We start from the raw sequence: 20,134 nt of genomic DNA, 5'->3' as shown, positions 1-20,134 counted from the left end.
GNGGGCGTGACTGGGGTTGGTGATGGGGTTGTGGCTTGGGCTGGTGTTGGAGCTGTGGCTTGGGGTGCGGTCGTCTCCTCGGCACCGGCTGAGGCACCTCGTAGGCGAACGACCAAAAAGAAGGGGAGCAGGGGCTTTGAGCGAGTCGTCGGTGTCGGGTGTGCAGGGCATGTCGGTCGCGTCCGCGTTCGCCGGGATGAGAAGTGTCTCGGCGGTCGTGTTCCGGGCGGGGTGCCCGGACTGCCGGGGGAGCTTCGAGCTCGGCGCGAGCGCACTGCGGCTCGCCATCGGGGCCACCAGCCGCAGCACCTTCTACTCCTTCACCTGCCCGGAGTGCGGCGCCTCGGTCCGCAAACCGGCCGGTGAGCGGATCGTGGAGCTGCTGACCGGCGGCGGGGTCAGGACCCTGCGCCTGCACACTCCGTAAGAGGGTCTAGTCTCGGCGTCATGTTCTGGCCGATGTTCGCGGTAGCTGTGGGTTTCCTGGGTCTCGCCGTGCTCGGAGTGTTCGCCGTGCGGGTGTTCCTGGAGGCGCAGCGCCTCGGCAGGCAGGTCACGGACTCCGCGCGCCGTATCAACAGGGCCGCCGAGGACCTGGAGCGGGCCGCGGTGAGCACCGCCAGAGCTGTGGACTCCCTCTGAGTCCCGCTGTGCGGATGGTGTGAGTCCTGCGCCGCAGGCGGTTTGGGTCACTTCGACCTGTCACCCGGGCCACACTGGCAGGTACGCTGCTGGTCGCGGCCCGGAGAACGAGGCGCGGACCGCGGACCGGGAGTACGCACGGGGATTGCCTCACGTTTACCCCTGAGCGTTACGATCGCTGCCAGCACGGTCGATCGGACAGGTGTCCGACCGGTCGGACAGCATCCCACCCCCAGCCGCCTCGGTGAGAAGGTAAAGACTTATGTTCGGAAGGCTCGGCGCCCCCGAGATCATTCTCATCCTCGTCGTCATCATCCTGCTGTTCGGCGCGAAGAAGCTTCCCGACATGGCGCGCTCGCTCGGCAAGTCCGCTCGCATCCTCAAGAGCGAGGCCAAGGCGATGAAGGAAGAGGGCAGCAGCTCGGCCACCCCGGCCGGCCCGCCGAACAACGGCGAGCAGCCCCCGGCGCAGCGCACCATCCAGGCCTCTCCCGGCGACGTGACCAGCTCGCGCCCGGTCACCGAGCCGACGGACACCACCAAGGCCTGATGCAGGGCCGGACGCCTCCGGCCTGCCGCACGAGATGAGGACGTGGGTTGCCCAAGTCTGCCCGCAACAAGGAGAAGGATCCCGAGGGGCGGATGCCCCTTGCGGATCACCTTCGTGAGCTCCGCAACCGGCTCGCGAAGGCGATGCTGGCCATCGTGGTCGTCACGGCCGTGGCCGCCTTCTTCTACAACGACATCATCAACATCATCACCAAGCCGGTGCTGGACTCCGTCGGCTGCTCGCAGACCTTCGAGCAGCTGCAGAACTCGCACACGAAGAGCCAGCAGTGCGCGCAGATCACGATCAACGGTCTGCTCACGCCCTTCACGCTGGCCCTGAAGGTGTCCCTGATGGCCGGTGTCGTGCTCGCTTCTCCGGTGTGGTTGTACCAGCTGTGGGCCTTCGTCGCCCCCGGCCTGCACAAGCACGAGCGCAAGTACGCCTACGCGTTCGTCGGCACGGGCGTGCCCCTGTTCTTCGGTGGCGCCTACTTCGCCTACGCGGTGCTCCCGACCACGGCGAAGGTGCTGATCGGCTTCACGCCGAAGGACGTCAACAACCTTCTGCCGCTCGACGATCTGCTCGACCTCGTGACGCGCATGGTGCTCGTCTTCGGTCTCTCCTTCGAGCTCCCGCTGCTGCTGGTCATGCTCAACCTCACCGGGGTGCTGAGCGGCAAGCGGATGCTCGGCTGGTGGCGCGGCATGATCATGGGCATCACGGTGTTCGCGGCGGTCGCGACCCCGAGCACCGACCCGCTCTCCATGCTGGCCCTCGCCGGTCCGATCTGGGTGCTGTACTTCGGAGCCGCGGTCTTCTCGCTGCTGAACGACCGCCGCAAGCGCCGCCGCGAGGAGGAGGGCCCCGCCGACGACGAGGCCTCCGATCTGGACCTCACCCCCGAGGACATCGGCGAGGTCGAGACCGTCTCCGCGAGCCGGGCGCTGCCCGAGCAGTCGAGCACGGACCGGGTCAACGGCTACGACGATGTGACCTGAGCCTCCGCTCACAAGCACTGACGAGAGGTGCCCCGTCCCTGGTGACGTGGGCACCTCTCGGTGTTTGAGGGCCCGGGTTCCGGATAATGATCGTCCTGTTGTCAGTGGGGCCCGGTACGCTCGAAAGCACGATGACAGAGGACCTCTCACCGGCCGAGCGGTACGCGGCTGCCCGCAGTCGCGCTGCCGAGCAGGCCACCGCGCTCGCCTCCTTCCGCGAGATGTACGACTTCGGCCTCGATCCCTTCCAGATCGAGGCCTGCCGGGCACTCGAAGCGGGCAAGGGAGTGCTGGTCGCCGCGCCCACCGGCTCCGGCAAGACGATCGTGGGCGAGTTCGCCGTCCACCTCGCCCTCCAGCAGGGCAAGAAGTGCTTCTACACGACACCCATCAAGGCACTGTCGAACCAGAAGTACGCCGACCTGTGCCGCCGTTACGGCGCCGACAAGGTCGGCCTGCTGACCGGCGACAACAGCGTCAACTCCGAGGCCCCGGTGGTCGTCATGACCACCGAGGTGCTCAGGAACATGCTGTACGCCGGTTCCCAGACCCTCCTCGGCCTCGGATACGTGGTCATGGACGAGGTGCACTACCTCTCCGACCGCTTCCGGGGCGCCGTGTGGGAAGAGGTGATCATCCACCTCCCCGAGTCGGTGACCCTGGTGTCCCTGTCGGCCACCGTGTCCAACGCCGAGGAGTTCGGCGACTGGCTGGACACCGTGCGCGGCGACACCGAGGTGATCGTCTCCGAGCACCGGCCCGTGCCGCTGTTCCAGCACGTGCTCGCCGGGCGGCGGATGTACGACCTGTTCGAGGAGGGCGAGGGCAGCAAGAAGGCCGTCAACCCCGACCTCACCAGGCTGGCCCGCATGGAGGCCCAGCGGCCCTCGTACCAGGACCGCAGACGCGGCCGTGCGATGCGCGAGGCCGACCGGGAGCGGGAGCGCAGACAGCGCTCGCGCGTGTGGACGCCGGGCCGCCCCGAGGTCATCGAGCGGCTCGACGCCGAGGGACTGCTGCCCGCCATCACCTTCATCTTCAGCCGCGCCGCCTGCGAGGCGGCCGTACAGCAGTGCCTGTTCGCGGGCCTTCGGCTGAACGATGAGGAGGCGCGGGAGCGGGTGCGCTCCCTCGTCGAGGAGCGCACGGCGTCGATCCCGACCGAGGACCTGCACGTCCTGGGGTACTACGAGTGGCTGGAGGGCCTGGAGCGCGGTATCGCGGCCCATCACGCGGGCATGCTGCCGACGTTCAAGGAGGTCGTCGAGGAGCTGTTCGTACGGGGCCTGGTGAAGGCCGTGTTCGCCACGGAGACGCTGGCTCTCGGCATCAACATGCCCGCGCGCTCCGTGGTGTTGGAGAAGCTCGTCAAGTGGAACGGCGAGCAGCACGCGGACATCACCCCGGGCGAGTACACGCAGCTGACCGGGCGTGCCGGGCGTCGGGGGATCGACGTAGAGGGGCATGCCGTCGTGCTGTGGCAGCGCGGGATGAGCCCCGAGCATCTGGCGGGGCTGGCCGGCACGCGCACGTACCCGCTGCGGTCCAGCTTCAAGCCGTCGTACAACATGGCGGTCAACCTCGTCGAGCAGTTCGGGCGGCACCGGTCGCGTGAGCTGCTTGAGACGTCCTTCGCGCAGTTCCAGGCCGACAAGTCGGTCGTGGGCATCTCGCGGCAGGTGCAGCGCAACGAGGAGGGGCTCGAGGGCTACAAGGAGTCCATGACCTGCCACCTCGGGGACTTCGAGGAGTACGCGCGGCTGCGGCGCGAGCTCAAGGACCGGGAGACCGAGCTGGCCCGGCAGGGGGCCGCCGAGCGGCGGGCCGAGGCCGCGGTCGCGCTGGAGAAGCTCAAGCCGGGTGACGTCATCCATGTGCCGACCGGGAAGTACGCCGGGCTGGCGCTGGTGCTCGATCCGGGGCTGCCTGCGGGGCGGTCGAACGGCCACCGCGGGTTCGAGCACCACGACGGGCCCCGGCCCCTGGTGCTGACCGCCGAGCGGCAGGTCAAGCGGCTGGCCTCGATGGACTTCCCGGTGCCGGTCGAGGCGCTGGAGCGGATGCGGATCCCGAAGTCCTTCAACCCCCGCTCGCCGCAGTCCCGTCGGGACCTCGCGTCCGCGCTGCGGACCAAGGCGGGGCACATTCCGCCGGAGCGGGCGCGCAAGAAGCGGTCGCAGGCCGCCGACGACCGGGAGATCGCGCGGCTGCGTACGGCGATCCGGGCGCATCCCTGCCATGGGTGCAACGACCGTGAGGACCATGCGCGTTGGGCCGAGCGGTATCACCGGCTGCTGCGGGACACGTCGCAGTTGGAGCGGCGGATCGAGGGGCGGACGAACACGATCGCGCGGACCTTCGACCGCATCGTCGCCCTGTTGACCGAGCTCGACTATCTGCGGGGTGACGACGTCACCGAGCACGGGAAGCGGCTTGCGCGGCTGTACGGCGAGCTCGATCTGTTGGCCAGTGAGTGTCTGCGGGCCGGGGTCTGGGAAGGGCTCGGGCCTGCGGAGCTTGCGGCTTGTGTCTCGGCTTTGGTGTACGAGGCTCGGGTGGGCGACGACGCGATGGCGCCGAAGCTGCCGTCCGGGAAGGCCAAGGCCGCGCTGGGCGAGATGGTGCGGATCTGGGGGCGGCTGGACGGGCTCGAGGAGGAGTTCCGGATCACGCAGTCCGAAGGGGTCGGGCAGCGGGAGCCGGATCTCGGGTTCGCCTGGGCCGCGTACATGTGGGCCTCTGGGAAGGGGCTTGACGAGGTCCTGCGGGAGGCGGAGATGCCGGCCGGGGACTTTGTGCGGTGGTGCAAGCAGGTGATTGATGTGCTGGGGCAGATTTCGGCTGCGGCTCCGGTTTCTGGCGGGGAGGGGTCGACTGTGGCGAAGAACGCGCGGAAGGCTGTTGATCTGTTGCTGCGGGGGGTTGTGGCCTACTCGTCTGTGGGGTGACGGGTTGGGGCGCGGGTGCGGGTGGGTGGGGGCTGGTCGCGCCCGCGCGGCGGAGCCGCAAATTTATACAGCCCCGCGCCCCTGAAAGAACCTCAGCTGGGCCTGCGGTTCACATAGTTCCGCCAGCCGGTGTATTGGGTGATGTCCTCGGCTTCCTTCAGCGCGCTCGGCTCGCACAGGAAGCCTGGGACCCGGCTGCCGTCTGCCAGTTCGACGCTTCCCAAGGCCATGGGGCGGGGGAGTGCGGTCAGCAGGTGGCCCAGGCCCTCGGCCGGTAGGCGCCAGACCTCTGCTTCGATCTTGGCGCCTCCCTCGCCTACGTACTCAAGCCCCGGCTTCGGGGGCTCCGTCCTCAGTGCGTGCAGGCGGTACGTCGGGGCCGTTGTCGTCGTGTGGTCCAAGCGGGCGCCCAGGGACAGGAGTTGGGGGTTCAGGGGCTGGCCTGTCAGGTGGGCGCCCACCACTGCCAAGCGGGTTTCCGGCTGGAGGAGTGTTGCGATTCTCGCCAGGCGGTCGTCCGTGAATGCCGGGCCGATCAGCATGACGCCGAAGGGGAGGGCGTTCACCTCGCCTGCGGGGACGGCCACCGCCGCCAGGTCGAAGAGGTTTGTCGAGTTGGTGAAGCGGCCCAGGCGGGCGTTGGCGCCCAGCGGGTCGGCCGCCACCTCGGCGAGGGTGGGGTGGCCCGGGGTTGTGGGGAGTAGCAGGGCGTCCGCGTCGGCGAGTTCGGTCAGGGCTCGGGTGCGGAGGGCTTCCAGGCGGTCCATGTCGGCGTACAGGCGGTGGGCCGGGATGTCTCGGGCGCGGGTGATGATGCCGGCGACGGTGGGGTCCAGACCCTCGGTGTTGTCTGCTGTTGCCTTGTCGACAAATGCACCCACCGCCGTGTAGCGCTCGGCCACGAACGCGCCCTCGTACAGCATCGCGGCGGCCTCGGTGAACGGCGTCAGGTCGAGGGTGCGGATGTCCGCGCCCGCCTCGGCGAGCTGTCGTACCGCCGCCTCGTACGCCTCCGCCCAGCCCTCGTCCAGCTCGCCCAGCTGGTCGCGTGGCGGGACCGCGATGCGCCAGGGGCCCGGGCCTCGCTGGGGGAGCGGTGGGAGGGCGCGGGTCGGTGGGGAGGTCATGAAGGACAGGGCCTGTTCCGCCTCCGGGAGGGTGCGGGCGAAGACCGTCACGCAGTCGATGGAGGCGCAGGCCGGGACCACGCCCGTCGTCGGGACCAGGCCTCGGGTCGGTTTGAGGCCGACGATGCCGTTGAAGGCGGCCGGGACCCGGCCCGAGCCCGCCGTGTCCGTACCGAGGGCCAGGTCGACCAGGCCGAGGGCGACCGCGACCGCCGAGCCCGAGCTGGAGCCGCCGCTGATGCGTGAGGGGTCGTGGGCGTTGCGGACCGCGCCGTGCGGGGAGCGGGTGCCCACCAGGCCCGTCGCGAACTGGTCCAGGTTCGTCGTGCCCAGCGCTATCGCGCCCGCCGCGCGGAGGCGGGCGACCACCGGCGCGTCCGCTTCGGGCTCGTAGGCGTACGCAGGGCAGCCCGCGGTCGTCGGGAGGCCGGCCACGTCGATGTTGCCCTTGGCGGCGAACAGGCGGCCCGCGAGGGGGAGTTGTTCGCCGGCTGCGACTCGTTCGTCCAGCGCTCTGGCCTCCGCCTCGACCTCCTCCTGCGGGCGCAGGTCGATCCAGATCTCGGGGCGGTCCACCGCCTCGATGCGGGCGTAGGCGGCGCGGACTCGGGAGACGGTGGTGGACATCGCTCGTTCCTCTTTCAGCTCGCGGCGGGGGCCAGGACGATCAGTGCCGTGCCCGCCTCCACCTGGTCGCCCAGCCTGGCCAGGATCTCCGTCACCACGCCGGCCGTCGGCGCGGGCACCCTGGACTCCATCTTCATCGCCTCCAGGGTGAGGAGGGGTTGTCCGGCTGTGACCTCGTCGCCGGGTTGGACGTTCAACTGCCAGACGGACGCCGCGAATTCGGCCTCGATCAGCTGGCCGCCGGGCGGGATCGTCACCTCGGCCGGGGGAGGGGCCGGTGCGCTCGCCGCCTCTGCCCGCGTGAACTCGCCCGCCGCCTCCCAGGCGTCCCGCTCGGCCGCGAAGGCCGTCTGCTGCCGGGTCCTGAACTCCCGTATCGACTCCGCGTGTTCGGCGAGGAAGGCGCGGTGGTCGGCGAGCGAGAAGGTGCCCTCCTCGACGCGGGGCACGAAGCGGCCCGACGTGATGTCGGCCCGGAGTTCGAGGAGTTCGTCCGCGTCGACCGGATACCACTTGATGCGGTCGAAGAAGCGGAGCAGCCAGGGGGAGCCGGGTTCGAAGGCGCCGCGCTGCTGCCAGGGCGACCAGACCTGGGTGGTGCGGCCGACGAACTGGTAGCCGCCGGGGCCCTCCATGCCGTAGATGCACAGGTAGGCGCCGCCGATGCCGACCGAGTTCTCGGCGGTCCAGGTGCGGGCGGGGTTGTACTTCGTCGTCACCAGGCGGTGGCGGGGATCGAGAGGGGTGGCGACCGGGGCGCCCAAGTAGACGTCGCCCAGGCCCAGTACGAGGTACTCCGCGTCGAAGACCGTGGCGTACACGTCGTTCACCGAGTCCAGGCCGTTGACCCGGCGGATGAACTCGATGTTCCAGGGGCACCAGGGCGCGTCGTCGCGGACGCCCGCCATGTAGCGGGCAATCGCCTCGCGGGTCGCCGGGTCGTCCCAGGAGAGGGGGAGGTGGACGGTGCGGGAGGGGACGACCAGTTCGTCGGTGGGGGGCAGGGTCGCCGTGATCTCCCTTACCAGGGTGAGGAGTTCATGCTGGGGGAGGCGGGCCGGGTTCGTCTGGACCTGGAGGGAGCGGATGCCCGGTGTGAGGTCCGTGACGCCGTCGAGCTCGGCTTCCGTGACCGCTTCCATCAGGGCGTGGACGCGCATGCGCAGGGCCAGGTCGAGCTGCATCTCGCCGAATTCGACCAGCAGGTTGTCGTCGCCGCTGCGGCGGAACGTCACATCGCCGTCCCGCGCGAGTACGCCGCCGTCCACGATCTCGGGGCGCGGTGAGCCGTCGACCGTCACGGGCACGAACTTCACGGTGTCGCCCGGCCGCAGCTGGCCCAGTTTCCAGCGTTCGGTGCTCAACACCGTTGCCGGGCAGACGAATCCGCCGAGGGAGGGGCCGTCGGGGCCGAGCAGCACCGGCATGTCGCCGGTGTAGTCGACGGCGCCCACCGAGTACGGGGTGTCGTGGATGTTGGAGGGGTGCAGGCCCGCCTCGCCGCCGTCGGTGCGGGCCCAGCGCGGCTTGGGTCCGACCAGGCGTACACCGGTGCGGGCCGAGTTGAAGTGGACCTTCCAGTCGGCGGCGTAGAAGTCGCGGATGTCGTCCTCGGTGAAGAACTCCGGTGCCGCGTGCGGGCCTTCGACGGCGCCGATGTGCCAGGTGGAGGTGTAGGAGGGGCGGTCGGTCACCGGTGTTCCCTCGGCGGTGGCTCCGCCGTGCAGTACGTCGCCCGTGCGCAGCGCCCGGCCGCCGTGCCCGCCGAACCGGCCCAGCGTGAAGGTGCTCGCGCTGCCGAGGAAGGCGGGCACGTCGAGGCCGCCGCCCGCGAACAACACGTAGGTGCGCAGCCCGTGTTGGGCGGGTGCGCCGATCTGCAGCAGGGCGTTCGCGGGCACGGTCACGGGCTCCCACTGGGGGACCGGCCGCCCGTCCACGCTCACTTCCGCAGGGGCGCCCGTCACGCACACCGTCGTCGGGTGCGTGAACCTCAACGACGGGCCCTGGAGGGTGCATTCGAGACCCGGAGCGCCCTCCTCGTTGCCGAGTGCGCGGTTGCCGAGGCGGAAGGCGAGGTCGTCCATCGGGCCGGACGGGGGCACGCCGACCTGCCAGTAGCCGGTGCGGCCGGGCCAGTCCTGGACGGTGGTGAGGGTGCCGCCGGAGACGACCTCGATGCGCGGGGTCGGGTCGGCCACGGCCGCCAGGGTCGCCGTCGAGTGGGTCGCCGCCGCGAAGTCCCGGTTCCTGAGCGCGGCCCGCACCAGTCCGAGGTTTGTCTCGATGCCGTCGACGCGGGTGCGGGAGAGGGCCTCGTCGAGCCGTTCCAGCGCGTGGGCGCGGTCGGTGCCGTACGCGATGATCTTCGCGAGCATCGGGTCGTACGACGTCGTCACCTCGGTTCCGGTCTCCACCCAGCCGTCGACGCGCACGCCCGGCGGGAACTCGACCCGCGTCAACAGGCCCGCGCTCGGGCGGTGTTCGCGTGAGGGGTCCTCGGCGTAGAGGCGGGCCTCGACGGCGTGGCCGCGCGGTGCGCCGGGGTCGCGCACGCCCTCGCGCTCGCCGCGCGCCAGGCGCAGCATCCAGGCGACCAGATCGACGCCGTACACCTCCTCGGTGACCGGATGCTCCACCTGGAGACGGGTGTTGACCTCCAGGAAGTAGGCCTCCTCGCGGGCGGCGTCGTACACGAACTCGACGGTCCCGGCGGAGCGGTAGCCGACGGAGGCGCACAAGTCGCGGGCGGAGGTGGCCAGTTGCTCGCGCACGTGGGGTGGGAGCCCGGGGGCTGGGGCCTCCTCCAGCACCTTCTGATTGCGGCGCTGGAGGGAGCAGTCGCGGTCGCCGAAGGTGACGACCCTGCCCTCGCCGTCGCCGAAGACCTGGACCTCGACGTGGCGGGCGTGCTCCACCAGGCGCTCCAGGAAGACGCCGGCGGAGGAGAAGGAGGCGGCGGCGACGCGCTGCACCCGCTCCCAGGCGTCGGTCAGTTCATCGGCCGATCGACATGCCGACATACCGATACCGCCACCGCCGCCGGTCGCCTTGAGCATCACCGGATAGCCGATCGCCGCGGCCTTCGCGCGGGCCTCCTCCAGCGACGCCAGCAGACCCGTCCCCGGTGCCAGCGGAACCCCCGCCGCCTCGGCCGCGGCCCGCGCGGTGTGTTTGGCGCCGAACAGCTCCAGCTGCTCGGGTGTCGGGCCGACGAACACGATTCCGGCGTCCTCGCAGCGGCGCGCGAAGGCCGCGTCCTCGGACAGGAAGCCGTAGCCGGGGTGGATCGCGCCCGCGCCGGAGTCCTTGGCCGCCCTCAGCACCAGGTCGGGGTCGAGGTACGACTCCTTCGCGGGCGCCGGGCCGAGCCGTACCGCCTCGTCGGCGAGCCGGACGTGCGGGGCGGAGCGGTCGGGGTCGGAGTACACGGCGATCGTGCGCAGGCCGAGTTCGCGGGCGGTGCGGATGATCCGTACCGCGATCTCGCCCCGGTTGGCGACCAGCAGCTTGTCGAAGCTCATGCGGTGTCCCCCGCAGCGGCGGCCTCGATGGTCATCTGCACGGCCGTCGGGTCGAAGCCGTTGCAAGGGTTGTTGATCTGGGGGCAGTTGGAGACCAGCACCAGTACGTCCCGCTCGGCGCGCAGGGTCAGCTTCAGACCGGGGGCCGAGAGGCCGTCGACGATGCCGAGGGTGCCGTCCTTCTCGACCGGCACGTTCATGTACCAGTTGATGTTGGAGACCAAGTCCCTTTTGCCGAGGCCGTACTTGGCGCCCTCGGCGAGGAAGTTGTCCACGCACGCGTGCTGGGACCAGGTGTGGTGCCCGTAGCGGAGGGTGTTGGACTCCTTGGAGCACGCGCCGCCGACCGTGTCGTGCCGGCCGACCTCGTCGTCGACGACCGTCATCAGCGGGGTGTGCTCGTTCGACATCAGCACGCTGCCCGTGGTCAGGAAGATGCCGCCCTGGGCGTGGATGGTGTCGGGCGCGCTGTAGCGGACCGAGGTGTCGTGGGCGTCGTAGACGAGGAAGTCCACGGCCTGGTTGCCGTACAGGTCGGTGATGGTGAGCGTCTGGCCGGTGCGGACGACCGACGACCAGGCGGCGCGCGCCGGAACGACGGCCGTACGCACGGTCGTTGAGGTGTTCGTGCTCATGCGAGCCCCCTGGCGGCGAGGAATTCGGAGGTGTTCAGGAAGGCGCGGCGGCCCTCGGGCGTGGCTTCCCACAGCGGGTCGCCGGGGGCGGTCGGCGCGGCGCGCCAGGCCAGGACCTCCAGCGGGGTGCTGACGTAGTCGGGGCGCGGGTCGGCCGGGTGCGGCACGTTGGCGATCAGCACCGTCAGGTCCTGCTCGGCGCGGAGCGTGACGCTGCCGCCGGGGCCGGTCGAGCCGGCGAAGTCGAGGGAGCCGTCCTCGCGGACCGCCACGCCCTGGAAGAAGGAGAGCGAGGGTGGCAGGTCCCGTGGTTCCAGGCCGTTCTTCGCGGCCGCCAGCTTGAACAGCTCACGGCCCGCGGGCGAGCCGGACTGCGGGGTGCCGTCGCCGTACCGCTCGGTGTTGCGGACGAGGGTGGAGGTGCCGCACAGGGAGTCGTGCCGGCCGGAGGTGTCCGCGACGACGCTCGCCAGCACCCGGCCCTGGTCGGACAGGAGCAGCCGGCCCTCGCCGAGGTAGGCGTTCCACTGGACCTTGACCGTGTCGGCGACGTTCAGCCGCTCCCAGGGCCGGTCGGCCACGTACAGCAGCAGATGCGCGCAGGCGTCGCCGCGCAGGTCGGTCAGGCGCAGCTCGGTGCCGCGGGCCAGGACCCGGTGCGTGTAGTTGCCGCCCGCGACGGTCTCCGCCCAGACCAGGTGGCCCGCCGCGCAGGGCGGGTCCGGCCAGTCGGCGGCCGGGACGACGGGCATGGCCTCGGCGCGGGTGCCCTCCTGGGCGCGGGCGTGGTCGCGGGCTCCGTACGTGGTCTCTGTCGCCATCGCGGGACCTCCTGGTGCGGGCTGCGGGCTGCGGGCTGGGCGCTGGGGGCGCTTGTCTCAGTCGCTCGGGTATTTCTGTCGCCCGACAGAAATTAGGCGCGGGGCGGGTCGTCGGCATTGCCCGCACGTTGCCGGTCGGTTACCGACCCCTCACCGGGATCGTCCGCAGACCGCCGCTGACCTGCGTGTGCGAGGATCGAGGCCATGGGTACGACAGGTGGGCGCCGGGTCGGCAGACCGCGGGCCGCGCAGCGGCCGGACAGCGGGCTCGAGCCGCGCGACGAACTGCTCGCGGCCGCCGCCGAGTTGTTCACCACCCGCGGCTACGCGGCCACCACCACCCGTGCGGTCGCCGAGCGCGCGGGCATGCGGCAGGCCTCCATGTACCACTACGTCTCCGGCAAGGAGGAACTCCTCGCCGAGCTCCTGGAGTCCACGGTCACGCCCTCGCTGACGTACGCCCGTGAACTCCTCGCCGACGACACCGTCCAGGCCGAGGACCGGCTGTGGGAGCTGTGCCGCGCCGACGTCGAGCTGCTGTGCGGCGGCCCGCACAACCTCGGCGCCCTGTACCTGCTCCCGGAGGTGCGGGCCGAGCGGTTCGCCGGCTTCCACGCCGTGCGCGCCGAACTCAAGGACGCCTACCGGCAGTTGCTCGCCGCCACGGACGCCGGTGGCGCGCTCGCCAAGAGCGAGCTCGACCTCCGTACGGACCTGCTGTTCGGGTTGATCGAGGGCGTGATCCTGGTGCGCCGCTCCGATTCCGAGCGGCCGGTGTCGGTGTTCGCGGAGGCCACGGCGGACGCCGCGCTGCGCATCGCCGGCGCCTGAACCGACACCCGGGTCACGGGTCGGGGCCGGACTTCACCCGTCACGGTGAGTGATCATCGTATGCCCGTTCCCCGTGACGCATCGTGTTCGAACGGGGGCGCAGCGTGTAAATGGAGTGAGCGTACTCGCTTCGCGCGCCCTGTTTCAGGCGGTTGCTGAATATGACACGGCGATGATCCGGTCGGACTAAGCTCGCCCGCAGCGCACCGAGTTGAGATGTATTCGTGCGCTTGTTCCCTATATGCGCGACTCCCAGCCGATTCGTTTCAGAGGGCTTACATGGTGAGTGTTCAATCCCCTCCCGGCCGCCGTGAACTTCCCTACGCGCGCGTGCTGTTGCTCCCCGCGATACTGATGGCCGCGGCGACCGGGGCCGCCGTCGCCGTGGTGTCCGACCCGGCCCGGGCCGCCGTCGGCTGGTGCGGTGGCGCCGCCACCCTGCTGGTGATCGCGGCGGCTGCCGAGGCCGTACGACGCGGCCGCAGCCTGCGTGCCCTGCGCGAACAGACCTCCCATCACACTGCGTATCTGGAACAGCGCCTCGCCGGGCACGAACAGCAGATGCTCCGCCTCGCGCACGAAATCGCGCCGACCGCGATCTACTGGTTGCGCAAGGGAAATTCGCCCGCAGAGGTGATTCGCCAACTCCCGAACGTCGACCCGAGCTACGCCGAACTGTCCGACGGGCAGCTGCGGTTGCTCCGGACGGTGCTCGACATCGTCGACACCGAGGAAGCGATGCGGGACTCCTCGCAGCGCTCCTTCGTCAGCATCGCCCGCCGCGTCCAGGCGATCGTGCACCAACAGGCCAAGGAACTCAGGGAGATGGAGGAGGACCACGGCCGCAACCCCGAGGTCTTCGACGACCTGCTGCGCATCGACCACGGCACCGCGCTGATCGGCCGGCTCGCCGACTCGATCTCCGTCCTCGGCGGCGGCCGCCCCGGCCGACAGTGGCCGCAGCCCGTCCCGCTGTACAGCGTGCTGCGCGGCGCCATGTCCCGGATCCTGGAGTACCGGCGCATCTCGCTGGACAACATCGCCAAGGTCAACATCCGCGGCATCTCCGTCGAGCCGGTCATCCACGCCTGCGCCGAACTCCTCGACAACGCCACCCGCTACTCGCCGCCGCAGACCAAGGTGCACGTCACCGCGAGCGAGGTGCAGACCGGCATCGCCATCGAGATCGAGGACGCCGGCGTCAGCCTCAGCGAAGAGGCCCGCACCAAGATCGAGAACTTGCTGGAGCAGGCCATGGCGGGCGTCGACGTGCAGGAGCTCGGCGAGTCCCCACGCCTCGGCCTCGCCGTCGTGGGCCGCCTGTGCAAGGCGTACGACATGCAGATCGCGCTGCGTGCCTCGGCGTACGGCGGAGTCCGCGCCGTGCTCATCGTGCCGCGCGTGATGACGACCGAGGAGGAGGCGCCCGGCCTCGCCCACGGCATCGGCGCCACCTCGGCGCCCAAGCTCGACATCGGCGGCATCGAGGGCCCCAATCGCCCCGTCAAGCGCCGCCGCCCCACCAGCCCGCGCATCCCCGCCGGCGTCTCCATGGAGGACGAGGTCCCCGTCGTCACCGAGTGGACGGCAGGCGGGCTGCCGCAGCGGCGCAGCCGGGTCAAGACCCCGCTCAGCGTGCGGCTCGCCCAGCAGGCCGCGGCCGAAGAGGCCGAGCGGGAGGCCCGGGAGTCCCGGCCCGCCTGGGCGGCGCGCGAGCCGGAGCCGGAGCCGGAGCAGAAGGACGAGCCCGAACCGGGGCTCTGGGTCGAGGCGTTCTGGAACGGACTGAAGGGCACGCCGGACCCGTTCGACATTGACCAGCCGAGCAACGAGCCGGCCCGTGTTGAGGCCGACGAGGAGAGGGACCCCAAGTGATCCAGCAGCGAGCCAACTTCGACTGGATGCTCAAGGATCTCGCCGACGGAGTACCCGGCATCGAGATGATCGTGGTGCTCTCCGCCGACGGCCTGCGCATCGCTCGCTACGGAGGTGATCCCGACGCGGCCGACCGCGTCGCCGCGGCCTGTGCGGGCCTGCAGAGCCTGGCGGGTGCCGTCGCCCAGGAGATCCCGGACAGCGACGGCCGGATGAAGATGGTCCTCATCGAGATCAACGGCGGCTACTTCTACCTGATGGCCGCCGGAGCCAACGCCTACCTCGCGGTCCTGTCCGACGTGGTCGCCGAGCCGGGCCTCATGAGCAACCGCATGCGCGACCTCGTGGTCCGCATCGGCGCCCACCTCACCAGTCCGCCCCGGCGCAACGGGCAGGCCGTATGACTCCTCCGCAACGCCGGCGGCGATATCCCAAGCAGGAGCCGCCGCCACCCCCGCAACCCGTCAAAGAGGGCGCCGAGAAGGCCCCGGAACGGCTGTACGTCGTCGCCGGACCGGACGGCGAGCGGGCCGACATCGACCTGGTGACGTTAATCGTGGCGCGCGCAGATCCGCCGGCCTCGGCCACCCCGGAGCAGTCGGCGACGCTCCGGCTCTGCGCGGCCCCCCTCTCGGTGGCCGAGCTCTCGGCCTATCTGAACCTGCCGTTCAGCGTGGTGACCGTGCTGCTCACCGACATGCTGACGGCCGAGCTGGTGCAGGCGCGCGCCCCGATCGTCCGGCAGGCGCTCCCCGACCGTTCCCTTCTCGAAGCGGTGATGCATGGACTTCAAAGGCTCTGACACCATCCCCGGACCACGCTCGGAGGATCATCTGCCGCACACGGCCGAGGCCGCGGTGAAGATCGTGATCGTGGGCGGCTTCGGAGTCGGCAAGACGACGATGGTCGGCTCGGTCAGCGAGATCAGGCCGCTGACCACCGAGGAGACGATGACGCAGGCCGGCATCGGGGTCGACGACAACTTCGGCTCCGACACCAAGACGGCCACCACCGTCGCGATGGACTTCGGCCGGATCAGCATCACCGAACAGCTGGTGCTCTACCTCTTCGGCACGCCCGGCCAGGAACGCTTCTGGTTCCTGTGGAACGGCCTGTTCGAGGGCGCGCTCGGCGCGGTCGTGCTGATCGACACCCGGCGCCTGGAGGTCAGCTTCGACGTCATAGGGCGGCTGGAGGAGCGCGGCGTGCCCTTCGTCGTCGCCGTCAACTCCTTCCCGGACGCGCCGCGTTACCCGATCGCGGAGTTGCGTACGGCCCTCGACCTGCCGGATGAGATCCCGATCATCGAGTGCGACGCCCGCCGCCGGGCCTCCAGCAAGGACGTCCTGATGACGCTGATGCGCTTCCTGCACGCGCTCGCGCGGGCGAAGACGCCGGCTTGAGGCGCCTTCACATCCCCTGACCCACGACCCATCACCCCCGTACACCGGAACACCTCAGCTTCGGAGCGACCATCGTGACGCCTGAACCCCGATTCCCGACCGGCACCGACGCACCCACCACCGCCCCACCCCCCGGCTGCCCCGCCCACGGCCTCGGCCCCGGCGGGCTGCGCCGGCTGTATGGGCCGGGGGCGGAGGATCTGGGGGCTGTGTACGAAGAACTCCGGGCCCAGCACGGGGCGGTGGCACCGGCGCTGTTGCATGAGGATGTGCCGATCTGGGTGGTGCTCGGCCACAGCGAGAACATGCACATGGTGCGCACGCCCTCCCACTTCTGCCGTGACCCCCGGTTGTGGAGCGCGATGCAGGACGGCACGATCAAGCCCGACCACCCGCTCCTGCCGCACTTCGCCTGGCAGCCGGTCTGCAGCCACGCCGAGGGCGACGAGCACATGCGGCTGCGTGGCGCGGTCACCGGCGCCATGTCGACCATCGACCACCGGGGCATCCGCCGCCACATCAACCGCGCGACCCAGCACCTCGTCAACAAGTTCTGCGAGAGTGGCAGGGCCGAACTGGTCAGCCAGTTCGCCGAACACCTGCCGATGGTGGTGATGTGCGAGATCCTCGGCATGCCCGAGGAGTACAACGACCGGCTCGTGCATGCCACCCGCGACCTGCCCAAGGGCACCGAGACCGCCCTTGCCAGCAACGCGTACCTCATGGACGTCCTGATGCGGCTCACCGCCCGCCGCCGGGCCGAACCCGAGGACGACTTCACCAGCCACCTCATCAGGCACCCGGCAGGGCTCAACGACGACGAGGTCGGCCAGCACCTGCGCGTCGTCCTCATCGCCGCGTACGAGACCACCACCAACCTGCTCGCCAACGTACTGCGGGTGGTGCTCACCGACCCGGGGTTCCGCGCCCAGCTCAACGGGGGCCAGATGACAGTGCCTCAGGCCGTCGAGCAGTCCCTGTGGGACGAGCCGCCGTTCAGCACCATCCTCCCCTACGTCGCCAAGCAGGACACCGAACTGGGTGACCAGGTCATCCGCAAGGGCGACGCTCTCCTCTTCGGAATCGCGCCGGGCAACGTCGACCCGCGCGTCCGCCCCGACCTCACGGCCAACATGAAGGGCAACCGCTCCCACCTCGCCTTCGGCGGCGGCCCCCACGAGTGTCCGGGCCAGGACATCGGCCGCGCCATCGCCGACGTCGGCGTCGACGCGCTGCTGACCCGCCTTCCCGACATCCAACTTGACTGCGAGGAGGACGAGTTGAGCTGGCGGTCGTCCATCTCGAACCGGCACCTGGTGGAACTGCCTGTGAGGTTCGCCCCCAGACCCCAACAGGACGCCATGGCGCAGCCCGAGCATCCGGCGTCGGTGCAGCGTCCCAGCAACTGGCAGGTCAGCGCACCACAGCTGCACAAGGCGGTTCCGGAACCCGTCGCTCCGGCCACCGCTCCGACGCCGACGGCGACGCCAGAGCCGGCCACCCGGCCGGGAGTTTTCCGGCGGCTCCTGCGCTGGTGGCGGGGCGACTGAGCCGACTGGCCACCGGCGCTACCCGGTCCACTCGTCGTACGACGACCAGGCCTGCAGCGCACGTGGGCTGACGAAACGGTGCTCGTGCCCCGTGACCGGATCGGTGAACTCCACGCCCCGCGCCAGCAACTGGAGCGGACGCCGGAAGTCACCGGCCGGCACGGGGTCGGTCACCACCGGATAGAGGGGATCGCCGAGGATCGGGACCCCCAAGGCGCTCATGTGCACCCTCAGTTGGTGTGTCTGCCCGGTACGCGGCAGCAGACGGTACCGGCCACGCCCGTTCCGGTGCTCCAGCAGCTCGATGCTGCTGACGGCGTTGGGCTCGCCGTCGACCTCGCGGGCCGCCAGGATCCCGCGCTCCTTGACGATCCGGCTGCGCACGGTGCGTGGCAGGGCCAGCGAGGGGTCGTACGCGGCCACCGCCTCGTACTCCTTCACCACTCGCTTGTCACGGAACAGCGACTGGTAGGCGCCGCGCTCCTCGGGCCGCACGGTGAACAGCAGCAGTCCGGCCGTCAGCCGGTCCAGCCGGTGCGCCGCGCCCAGCGCGGGGATGCCCAGTTGCCGCCGCAGCCGTGCCAGGGCCGTTTCGGCCACATGGCTGCCGCGCGGGGTGGTGGCCAGGAAATGCGGCTTGTCGGCGACCACCAGGTGCTCGTCCTGGTAGAGGACGTCGATCGTGAACGGCACGGGCTCCTCGTCGGGCAGCTCCCGGTGGAACCACAAGAACATCCCCGGCACGTATTCCATGTCCCGTGGCACAGGACGCCCGGCGGCGTCCACGATCCGTCCGGCGTCCAGCATCTCGTCGATCACCCCGGCCCCGGCCGCGAGCCGCGCCACGAGGTGATCCCGCACGGTCGCCCACGCGTCCCCGGCCGGCAACCGCATCCGTACCGGATCCACCCCTGCGCGCTGCGGCAGGGGAGAGGGCGGAGGGGGGCTGCGGCGTCTCATCACGATCAAGTTTACGAGGTGATCGCGATGCGGGTCTGCGGCGGTCAAGGGGTGCGCAAGTAGTGACGGGGCTCGGCGTCCGGTCGACAGCGACTGAGCATGACATGGCCGGAGGCAAGTCCCGTCCTCTTCGCTGAACTTGCCCCTTCCTGCTCCCCCGTGTGCCTCCCGTGCGCCGTTTTTGGCGCGTAATGTTCGAGCATCTGGCATTCCAGCACGTGTAGTTGCTCGTGCGTGGCCCGGCTGATGGCCGAGCCCGTCCGTCCTGGGCGCGAAGGAGCTGCGAATGACATTCGAGCTTGCCGCAAACCTGGCGCACTCCGGCGGACTGCAGGTGGCCGCCGAAGCCGTGGAGTCCACCCTGGTGGTGCCGCCGCTGTGGTGCCCGATCGAGCCACGGGTCCACCCCGCGGTGGACCGGATCGAAGAGCGCATTCGCCCTTGGTTTGCCGGGTTCGGCTTGGACCGCCGCTCGCTGATGCGAGGGCGGGCCGCCCGGGCAGCCACTTGGACATGCGGCGTCGCACCCGACGGCGACGAGCACCGGCTGCAGTTGTTCGCCGACTGGGTCTGCTGGGCGTTCGTATTCGACGACTACTTCACCGACTCCGGTCCTATGATGGCCGACCCCGCGGCTTACAACTCCATGGTGTGCCGGATGCTGGCTCACCTGGAGCATCCAGAGATGGCCCACCTGGACGGCAACCGGTTCAGCCTCGCGCTGCGGGATCTGTCCGTGCGGATGAGGGCGTCTGCGTCGGCGTCCTTGGTGGAGCGGTGGATCGCCGATCACTACAGGTGGTTGCTGGGCAGCGCGTGCTCGGTCAGCGACCGCTCCGCGGCCCGCATACGGAGTCTGGACGAGCACCTCATAGTGGGAGTTCTGGACCGCGCCGAGCACATCACGACTCTCATGATCCAGTTCTGCGAGGGTACCGACCTTCCGCCTCGCGAGTCGGCCCGGCCTCAGGTGCAGGCCATCACCGGGGCCGCCCAAGTGCTGCATGCCGGCTACAACGACGTGGCCTCCTACTGGCACGAGTGCCACCAGCACTCCCTGGAGTCGAACCTCGTTCACATTCTGCAGCGTGAGCATCGCTGTTCTCCCCAGGACGCGATGGCCGAGGCCGTCGCTGTGCTGGACGGCATCATGCTGCTCTTCGTGGAGCTGCGCGAACAACTCGCCCGCAGCGCCGGCCCCGAGCTGCGCCGCTATCTCGATCAGCTCGCCCACAAGATCCGAGGCAACAGTGATTTCCAGCGCACCGCTCCCCGCTATACGACCGCCCTGGACATCGATTCCGCCACTCTGCATCAGGCTCCTGCCGCGCCCGGCGTCCCGCTGTACGAGTACGCCGACAAACCCTCCGTCGTCCGCCGCGACCCGCCCGCGAAAGCCATCTCTTGGTGGTGGGACCTGCTTGACCGCTGAAAAGCGAGGCTCCGTGAGCAGCGAACGGACACGGCCGCTCGTCTTGGCCCGGGCCCGCGGGAAAGGCGGGGGCACCTGGGAGGTCATCGGCGGCGGCCTACCGCGCTCAGCTTCACCGCACGCAGACCAAAAGACCGGCCGGCCATGACGAGCGAGACCGTCCTCGCTTCTGTCGCCGACCACAACCCCGACGCCGATTCACGCCGCACAC

Annotated in this window: 17 protein-coding genes; 12 read left to right on the top strand and 5 right to left on the bottom strand. The window is 70.3% G+C overall.

Annotated elements, in window-relative coordinates; translation table 11 throughout:
- Positions 1 to 136: 136 nt before the first annotated feature.
- The 5 genes from ABZ848_RS31800 (at position 137) to ABZ848_RS31780 (ending at position 5,138) form a co-directional block, all read left to right on the top strand.
- Entirely contained in the window at positions 137 to 427 is a 291-nt protein-coding gene (locus tag ABZ848_RS31800; RefSeq protein ID WP_360837473.1) for a hypothetical protein, read from the top strand.
- A gap of 20 nt (positions 428 to 447) precedes the next feature.
- Positions 448 to 642 (top strand): hypothetical protein, encoded by a 195-nt coding sequence (locus ABZ848_RS31795; protein WP_360837472.1) that lies wholly within the window; start codon positions 448 to 450, stop codon positions 640 to 642.
- Positions 643 to 904: 262 nt separating this feature from the next.
- On the top strand, positions 905 to 1,192 hold the full coding sequence (tatA, locus tag ABZ848_RS31790) for a Sec-independent protein translocase subunit TatA (RefSeq protein WP_360837471.1): 288 nt from the start codon (positions 905 to 907) through the stop codon (positions 1,190 to 1,192).
- 47 nt (positions 1,193 to 1,239) lie between these two features.
- Positions 1,240 to 2,190 carry a twin-arginine translocase subunit TatC gene (gene tatC / locus ABZ848_RS31785; protein ID WP_360837469.1) on the top strand — a complete coding sequence of 317 codons (951 nt, stop codon included), beginning with the start codon at positions 1,240 to 1,242 and terminating at the stop codon, positions 2,188 to 2,190.
- A gap of 86 nt (positions 2,191 to 2,276) precedes the next feature.
- Positions 2,277 to 5,138 (top strand): DEAD/DEAH box helicase, encoded by a 2,862-nt coding sequence (locus tag ABZ848_RS31780; RefSeq protein ID WP_360837467.1) that lies wholly within the window; start codon positions 2,277 to 2,279, stop codon positions 5,136 to 5,138.
- 92 nt (positions 5,139 to 5,230) lie between these two features.
- Here the strand turns inward: ABZ848_RS31780 and atzF are convergent, their stop codons facing one another.
- The 4 genes from atzF to ABZ848_RS31760 are packed head-to-tail and all read right to left on the bottom strand — an operon-like array spanning position 5,231 to position 11,872.
- Positions 5,231 to 6,892, bottom strand: a complete 1,662-nt coding sequence (gene atzF, locus ABZ848_RS31775) for an allophanate hydrolase (protein WP_360837465.1) — start codon at positions 6,890 to 6,892, stop codon at positions 5,231 to 5,233.
- Positions 6,893 to 6,906: 14 nt separating this feature from the next.
- On the bottom strand, positions 6,907 to 10,416 hold the full coding sequence (locus ABZ848_RS31770; RefSeq protein WP_360837463.1) for a 5-oxoprolinase/urea amidolyase family protein: 3,510 nt from the start codon (positions 10,414 to 10,416) through the stop codon (positions 6,907 to 6,909).
- Positions 10,413 to 11,051 (bottom strand): urea amidolyase associated protein UAAP2, encoded by a 639-nt coding sequence (locus ABZ848_RS31765; protein ID WP_360837461.1) that lies wholly within the window; start codon positions 11,049 to 11,051, stop codon positions 10,413 to 10,415. Before ABZ848_RS31765 ends, ABZ848_RS31770 begins: the two co-directional genes overlap by 4 nt.
- Positions 11,048 to 11,872: an urea amidolyase associated protein UAAP1 gene (locus tag ABZ848_RS31760; protein WP_360837459.1), complete on the bottom strand. Its 825-nt coding sequence runs from the start codon at positions 11,870 to 11,872 to the stop codon at positions 11,048 to 11,050. The genes ABZ848_RS31765 and ABZ848_RS31760 overlap by 4 nt, the downstream gene beginning before the upstream one ends.
- Before the next feature lie 204 nt (positions 11,873 to 12,076).
- On the opposite strand from ABZ848_RS31760, the gene ABZ848_RS31755 reads away from it, so the two are divergent.
- The 6 genes from ABZ848_RS31755 to ABZ848_RS31730 all read left to right on the top strand — a co-directional run bounded on the left by ABZ848_RS31755 (position 12,077) and on the right by ABZ848_RS31730 (position 17,531).
- Positions 12,077 to 12,703 carry a helix-turn-helix domain-containing protein gene (locus ABZ848_RS31755; RefSeq protein WP_360837457.1) on the top strand — a complete coding sequence of 209 codons (627 nt, stop codon included), beginning with the start codon at positions 12,077 to 12,079 and terminating at the stop codon, positions 12,701 to 12,703.
- A gap of 279 nt (positions 12,704 to 12,982) precedes the next feature.
- The gene (locus ABZ848_RS31750) at positions 12,983 to 14,578 is read left to right on the top strand and encodes an ATP-binding protein (RefSeq protein WP_360837455.1); all 1,596 of its coding nucleotides are present in this window, start codon (positions 12,983 to 12,985) and stop codon (positions 14,576 to 14,578) included.
- Positions 14,575 to 14,982, top strand: a complete 408-nt coding sequence (locus tag ABZ848_RS31745; protein ID WP_360837453.1) for a roadblock/LC7 domain-containing protein — start codon at positions 14,575 to 14,577, stop codon at positions 14,980 to 14,982. Before ABZ848_RS31750 ends, ABZ848_RS31745 begins: the two co-directional genes overlap by 4 nt.
- The gene (locus ABZ848_RS31740; RefSeq protein WP_360837451.1) at positions 14,979 to 15,380 is read left to right on the top strand and encodes a DUF742 domain-containing protein; all 402 of its coding nucleotides are present in this window, start codon (positions 14,979 to 14,981) and stop codon (positions 15,378 to 15,380) included. The genes ABZ848_RS31745 and ABZ848_RS31740 overlap by 4 nt, the downstream gene beginning before the upstream one ends.
- Positions 15,361 to 15,981, top strand: coding sequence for an ATP/GTP-binding protein (locus ABZ848_RS31735; RefSeq protein ID WP_360837449.1), 621 nt, complete (start codon positions 15,361 to 15,363; stop codon positions 15,979 to 15,981). The genes ABZ848_RS31740 and ABZ848_RS31735 overlap by 20 nt, the downstream gene beginning before the upstream one ends.
- Positions 15,982 to 16,055: 74 nt before the next feature.
- Positions 16,056 to 17,531, top strand: coding sequence for a cytochrome P450 (locus ABZ848_RS31730; protein ID WP_360837447.1), 1,476 nt, complete (start codon positions 16,056 to 16,058; stop codon positions 17,529 to 17,531).
- 18 nt (positions 17,532 to 17,549) lie between these two features.
- Here the strand turns inward: ABZ848_RS31730 and ABZ848_RS31725 are convergent, their stop codons facing one another.
- Complete coding sequence (locus ABZ848_RS31725; RefSeq protein ID WP_360837445.1) at positions 17,550 to 18,491, bottom strand: RluA family pseudouridine synthase; 942 nt, start codon at positions 18,489 to 18,491, stop codon at positions 17,550 to 17,552.
- Between the two features lie 286 nt (positions 18,492 to 18,777).
- On the opposite strand from ABZ848_RS31725, the gene ABZ848_RS31720 reads away from it, so the two are divergent.
- Entirely contained in the window at positions 18,778 to 19,923 is a 1,146-nt protein-coding gene (locus ABZ848_RS31720) for a hypothetical protein (RefSeq protein WP_360837443.1), read from the top strand.
- Positions 19,924 to 20,134: the final 211 nt, after the last annotated feature.

The sequence above is a fragment of the Streptomyces sp. NPDC047081 genome (genome assembly GCF_040643775.1).
GTDB lineage: Bacteria > Actinomycetota > Actinomycetes > Streptomycetales > Streptomycetaceae > Streptomyces.
This window is presented reverse-complemented; position numbering and strand designations above follow the sequence as displayed.

Bases quoted from the DNA above. Each gene is read 5' to 3' on its own strand.
- ABZ848_RS31795 (WP_360837472.1), top strand. From the start codon at position 448: ATGTTCTGGCCGATGTTCGCGGTAGCTGTGGGTTTCCTGGGTCTCGCC.
- tatA (WP_360837471.1), top strand. From the start codon at position 905: ATGTTCGGAAGGCTCGGCGCCCCCGAGATCATTCTCATCCTCGTCGTC.
- ABZ848_RS31780 (WP_360837467.1), top strand. From the start codon at position 2,277: ATGATCGTCCTGTTGTCAGTGGGGCCCGGTACGCTCGAAAGCACGATG.
- atzF (WP_360837465.1), bottom strand. From the start codon at position 6,892: ATGTCCACCACCGTCTCCCGAGTCCGCGCCGCCTACGCCCGCATCGAG.
- ABZ848_RS31770 (WP_360837463.1), bottom strand. From the start codon at position 10,416: ATGAGCTTCGACAAGCTGCTGGTCGCCAACCGGGGCGAGATCGCGGTA.
- ABZ848_RS31765 (WP_360837461.1), bottom strand. From the start codon at position 11,051: ATGAGCACGAACACCTCAACGACCGTGCGTACGGCCGTCGTTCCGGCG.
- ABZ848_RS31760 (WP_360837459.1), bottom strand. From the start codon at position 11,872: ATGGCGACAGAGACCACGTACGGAGCCCGCGACCACGCCCGCGCCCAG.
- ABZ848_RS31755 (WP_360837457.1), top strand. From the start codon at position 12,077: ATGGGTACGACAGGTGGGCGCCGGGTCGGCAGACCGCGGGCCGCGCAG.
- ABZ848_RS31750 (WP_360837455.1), top strand. From the start codon at position 12,983: ATGGTGAGTGTTCAATCCCCTCCCGGCCGCCGTGAACTTCCCTACGCG.
- ABZ848_RS31740 (WP_360837451.1), top strand. From the start codon at position 14,979: ATGACTCCTCCGCAACGCCGGCGGCGATATCCCAAGCAGGAGCCGCCG.
- ABZ848_RS31735 (WP_360837449.1), top strand. From the start codon at position 15,361: ATGGACTTCAAAGGCTCTGACACCATCCCCGGACCACGCTCGGAGGAT.
- ABZ848_RS31725 (WP_360837445.1), bottom strand. From the start codon at position 18,491: ATGAGACGCCGCAGCCCCCCTCCGCCCTCTCCCCTGCCGCAGCGCGCA.
- ABZ848_RS31720 (WP_360837443.1), top strand. From the start codon at position 18,778: ATGACATTCGAGCTTGCCGCAAACCTGGCGCACTCCGGCGGACTGCAG.